This is a genomic window from Pseudonocardia adelaidensis (genome assembly GCF_039543345.1).
Taxonomy (GTDB): domain Bacteria; phylum Actinomycetota; class Actinomycetes; order Mycobacteriales; family Pseudonocardiaceae; genus Pseudonocardia; species Pseudonocardia adelaidensis.
On sequence record NZ_BAABJO010000072.1, the window covers coordinates 1 to 5,309 of the forward strand.

The window sequence follows — 5,309 nt, forward strand, 5'->3', positions numbered from 1 at the left end:
ATGGTGTGCGGGTGTCTCTTGAGAACTCAACAGTGTGTCGAGCTTGTTCATGGACTGGTTTTGTGCCAGTTTGAACATTAAGTCGTCGAGGCCCCGTCCTCGGCGCAATTGTAGGGCCAGTTTTTGTTGGAGAGTTTGATCCTGGCTCAGGACGAACGCTGGCGGCGTGCTTAACACATGCAAGTCGAGCGGTAAGGCCTCTTCGGGGGTACACGAGCGGCGAACGGGTGAGTAACACGTGGGTGACCTGCCCTCAGCTCTGGGATAAGCCTGGGAAACTGGGTCTAATACCGGATATGACCTGGCCTCGCATGGGGTTGGGTGGAAAGTTTTTTCGGCTGGGGATGGGCCCGCGGCCTATCAGCTTGTTGGTGGGGTGATGGCCTACCAAGGCGACGACGGGTAGCCGGCCTGAGAGGGCGACCGGCCACACTGGGACTGAGATACGGCCCAGACTCCTACGGGAGGCAGCAGTGGGGAATATTGCGCAATGGGCGAAAGCCTGACGCAGCGACGCCGCGTGGGGGATGACGGCCTTCGGGTTGTAAACCTCTTTCGACCGGGACGAAGGGTGACTGACGGTACCGGTAGAAGAAGCACCGGCCAACTACGTGCCAGCAGCCGCGGTAATACGTAGGGTGCGAGCGTTGTCCGGAATTATTGGGCGTAAAGAGCTCGTAGGCGGTGTGTCACGTCGGTCGTGAAAACTTGGGGCTTAACCCTGAGCGTGCGGTCGATACGGGCATCACTTGAGTTCGGCAGGGGAGACTGGAATTCCTGGTGTAGCGGTGAAATGCGCAGATATCAGGAGGAACACCGGTGGCGAAGGCGGGTCTCTGGGCCGATACTGACGCTGAGGAGCGAAAGCGTGGGGAGCGAACAGGATTAGATACCCTGGTAGTCCACGCCGTAAACGGTGGGCACTAGGTGTGGGGGCCATTCCACGGTCTCTGTGCCGCAGCTAACGCATTAAGTGCCCCGCCTGGGGAGTACGGCCGCAAGGCTAAAACTCAAAGGAATTGACGGGGGCCCGCACAAGCGGCGGAGCATGTGGATTAATTCGATGCAACGCGAAGAACCTTACCTGGGTTTGACATGCACTAGACGCGTCTAGAGATAGGCGTTCCCTTGTGGCTGGTGTGCAGGTGGTGCATGGCTGTCGTCAGCTCGTGTCGTGAGATGTTGGGTTAAGTCCCGCAACGAGCGCAACCCTCGTTCCATGTTGCCAGCGGGTTATGCCGGGGACTCATGGGAGACTGCCGGGGTCAACTCGGAGGAAGGTGGGGATGACGTCAAGTCATCATGCCCCTTATGTCCAGGGCTTCACACATGCTACAATGGCTAGTACAGAGGGCTGCGAGACCGCGAGGTGGAGCGAATCCCTTAAAGCTAGTCTCAGTTCGGATCGGGGTCTGCAACTCGACCCCGTGAAGTTGGAGTCGCTAGTAATCGCAGATCAGCAACGCTGCGGTGAATACGTTCCCGGGCCTTGTACACACCGCCCGTCACGTCATGAAAGTTGGTAACACCCGAAGCCGATGGCCTAACCCCTTGTGGGAGGGAGTCGTCGAAGGTGGGACCGGCGATTGGGACGAAGTCGTAACAAGGTAGCCGTACCGGAAGGTGCGGCTGGATCACCTCCTTTCTAAGGAGTCCACCGTGTTGGTGGGGTTGACCGGTGCTTGATGTGTTGGGTGCTGGTTCTCCTTCTTCTATGAAGTTGCATCCTGTGGGTTGGGGTGTGGCGCTGGGTGGAACACAATTGAGCTGGTTCATGGATGTCGGCACACTGTTGGGTCCTGAGGGGACACCGTGTTCGGGTGTTTCTTCTGGCCCCTGGCCTGGGTTGCCTAACGCTCTGCTTGTCGGGGTGGTGGTGGTCGTGGTGGGTTGGGGTGTGGTTGTGCGTTGAGTGTTGCATAGTGGATGCGAGCATCTTGTTGTGAATAAGTGTGTAAGGGCACATGGTGGATGTCTAGGCATCAGGAGCCGATGAAGGACGTGGGAGGCCGCGATAGGCCTCGGGGAGCTGTCAACCGAGCTGTGATCCGAGGATGTCCGAATGGGGAAACCCGGCGCCCGTCATGGGGCGTCACTCATACCTGAATTCATAGGGTGTGAGGGGGAACGTGGGGAAGTGAAACATCTCAGTACCCACAGGAAGAGAAAACAACCGTGATTCCGTGAGTAGTGGCGAGCGAAAGCGGATGAGGCTAAACCTTGGTCGTGTCAAGCCGGCAGGCGTTGCGGCTGGGGTGTTGTGGGATTTTCTCGTGGTGGTGCTGCCGCGCTGCCGAGGTCATTGTCTCGTGTTAGTGGAAGACTTCTGGAAAGGGTCGCCGTAGTGGGTGAGAGCCCCGTACGCGAAAACACGGGTCGTGGTCTGGAGATTGTTCCCGAGTAGCAGCGAGCTCGTGGAATTTGCTGTGAATCTGCCGGGACCACCCGGTAAGCCTAAATACTCCCTGATGACCGATAGCGGACTAGTACCGTGAGGGAAAGATGAAAAGTACCCCGGGAGGGGAGTGAAATAGTACCTGAAACCGTGTGCCTACAAGCCGTCAGAGCCTTTCGGGGTGATGGCGTGCCTTTTGAAGAATGAGCCTGCGAGTTATGCTTCGTGGCGAGGTTAACCCGTGTGGGGTAGCCGTAGCGAAAGCGAGTCTGAATAGGGCGTGTAGTCGCGGGGTGTAGACCCGAAGCGGAGTGATCTACCCATGGCCAGGGTGAAGCGTCGGTAAGACGTCGTGGAGGCCCGAACCCACCAGGGTTGAAAACCTGGGGGATGAGCTGTGGGTAGGGGTGAAAGGCCAATCAAACTCCGTGATAGCTGGTTCTCCCCGAAATGCATTTAGGTGCAGCGTCGTGTGGTGGATGCCGGAGGTAGAGCACTGGATGGGCTAGGGGGCCGACAAGCTTACTGAACTCAGCCAAACTCCGAATGCCGGTATTTCTAGCGCGGCAGTGAGACTGCGGGGGATAAGCTTCGTAGTCGAGAGGGAAACAGCCCAGATCACCGGCTAAGGCCCCTAAGCGTGCGCTAAGTGGGAAAGGATGTGGGATCGCCCAGACAACCAGGAGGTTGGCTTAGAAGCAGCCACCCTTTAAAGAGTGCGTAATAGCTCACTGGTCAAGTGGTCCTGCGCCGACAATGTAGCGGGGCTCAAGCGCACCGCCGAAGCCGTGGCAATGCCACATGAGATCCGCTTCTCTTCTTCGGGAGAGTTGTGTAGTCGTGGTGTTGGGTAGGGGAGCGTCCTGCATCCGGTGAAGCGGCCCTGTGAGGGAGTCGTGGAGGGTGTGGGAGTGAGAATGCAGGCATGAGTAGCGAATGCAGAGTGAGAACCTCTGCCGCCGAATGACCAAGGGTTCCTGGGCCAGGTTAATCCGCCCAGGGTGAGCCGGGACCTAAGGCGAGGCCGACAGGCGTAGTCGATGGACAACGGGTTGATATTCCCGTGCCCGTGACAGTGCGCCCGTGCTGAGGCCGGTGATGCTAACCATCCGAACCCGCCTGTGAGCCCTTCGGGGTGATCAGGGTCGGGGGAGCGTGGGGTCCGATCCGGTAGTAGGCAAGCGATGGGGTGACGCAGGAGGGTAGTCCCGCCAGGCGGTGGTTGTCCTGGTGTAAGCCTGTAGCCCGACATGTAGGTAAATCCGCATGTCTGCCTTTGATGGCGAGGGTGAGAGGTGATGCGTAGCCGATTGAGGCGAAGTAGGGTGATCCCATGCTGCCGAGAAAAGCCTCTAGCGAGTGCTGTTGCGGCCCGTACCCGAAACCGACACAGGTGGTCAGGTAGAGAATACTAAGGCGATCGAGTGAACTGTGGTCAAGGAACTCGGCAAAATACCCCCGTAACTTCGGGAGAAGGGGGGCCGGGGGCTCTGAAGCCCTTCGCGGGCTAGGGGCAGCCGGCCGCAGAGACCAGGCCCAAGCGACTGTTTACTAAAAACACAGGTCCGTGCGAAGTCGCAAGACGATGTATACGGACTGACGCCTGCCCGGTGCTGGAACGTTAAGAGGACCTGTTAGTCCCTTCGGGGGCGAAGCGGAGAATTTAAGCGCCAGTAAACGGCGGTGGTAACTATAACCATCCTAAGGTAGCGAAATTCCTTGTCGGGTAAGTTCCGACCTGCACGAATGGCGTAACGACTTGGGCGCTGTCTCGACCACAGACTCGGCGAAATTGCACTACGAGTAAAGATGCTCGTTACGCGCGGCAGGACGGAAAGACCCCGGGACCTTTACTACAGCTTGGTATTGGTGCTCGGTTCGGCTTGTGTAGGATAGGTGGGAGACTGTGAAGCTGTCACGCTAGTGATGGTGGAGTCGTTGTTGAAATACCACTCTGGTCGAATTGGGTGTCTTAACCTCGGGCCATGATCTGGTTCAGGGACAGTGCCTGGTGGGTAGTTTAACTGGGGCGGTTGCCTCCCAAAGTGTAACGGAGGCGCCCAAAGGTTCCCTCAGCCTGGTTGGCAATCAGGTGTTGAGTGTAAGTGCACAAGGGAGCTTGACTGTGAGACTGACGGGTCGAGCAGGGACGAAAGTCGGGACTAGTGATCCGGCACCTCCTGGTGGAAGGGGTGTCGCTCAACGGATAAAAGGTACCCCGGGGATAACAGGCTGATCTTGCCCAAGAGTCCATATCGACGGCATGGTTTGGCACCTCGATGTCGGCTCGTCGCATCCTGGGGCTGGAGTAGGTCCCAAGGGTTGGGCTGTTCGCCCATTAAAGCGGTACGCGAGCTGGGTTTAGAACGTCGTGAGACAGTTCGGTCCCTATCCGCCGCGCGCGTAGGAGACTTGAGGAAGGCTGTCCCTAGTACGAGAGGACCGGGACGGACGAACCTCTGGTGTGCCAGTTGTTCCGCCAGGAGCACGGCTGGTTGGCTATGTTCGGAAGGGATAACCGCTGAAGGCATCTAAGCGGGAAGCTCGTTCCAAGATGAGGTCTCCCACCACCTTTGCGTGGTTAAGGCCCCCAGCAGACCACTGGGTTGATAGGCCAGAGATGGAAGCCCTGTGAGGGGTGGAGTTGACTGGTACTAATAGGCCGAGGGCTTGTTCATGACGAGTTGTTTGCATCCACTGTGCGACCCTGAGCGCATAATCGCATCCACTATGGGTTTCATATTTGAATATTGTTGTCGGTGGTTTTGGCGGAGGGGGAACGCCCGGTCCCATCCCGAACCCGGAAGCTAAGCCCTCCAGCGCCGATGGTACTGCACTCGCCAGGGTGTGGGAGAGTAGGTCGCCGCCGACATTCAACGTGTTGTGGGCCCCCGCCAACAGGCGGGGGCCCACT

At 58.2% G+C, this 5,309-nt stretch carries 3 rRNA genes; all 3 read left to right on the forward strand.

Annotated features, from left to right (window positions below):
* The first annotated feature begins 123 nt into the window (after nt 1-123).
* The 3 genes from ABEA81_RS42160 (at nt 124) to rrf (ending at nt 5,267) form a co-directional block, all read left to right on the forward strand.
* A 16S ribosomal RNA gene (locus ABEA81_RS42160) occupies nt 124-1,645 on the forward strand.
* Nucleotides 1,646-1,944: 299 nt separating this feature from the next.
* Nucleotides 1,945-5,073, forward strand: a 23S ribosomal RNA gene (locus tag ABEA81_RS42165).
* 77 nt (nt 5,074-5,150) lie between these two features.
* Nucleotides 5,151-5,267 (forward strand): 5S ribosomal RNA (gene rrf / locus ABEA81_RS42170).
* The 16S, 23S and 5S rRNA genes sit together here, the layout of an rRNA operon.
* Nucleotides 5,268-5,309 lie beyond the last annotated feature (42 nt).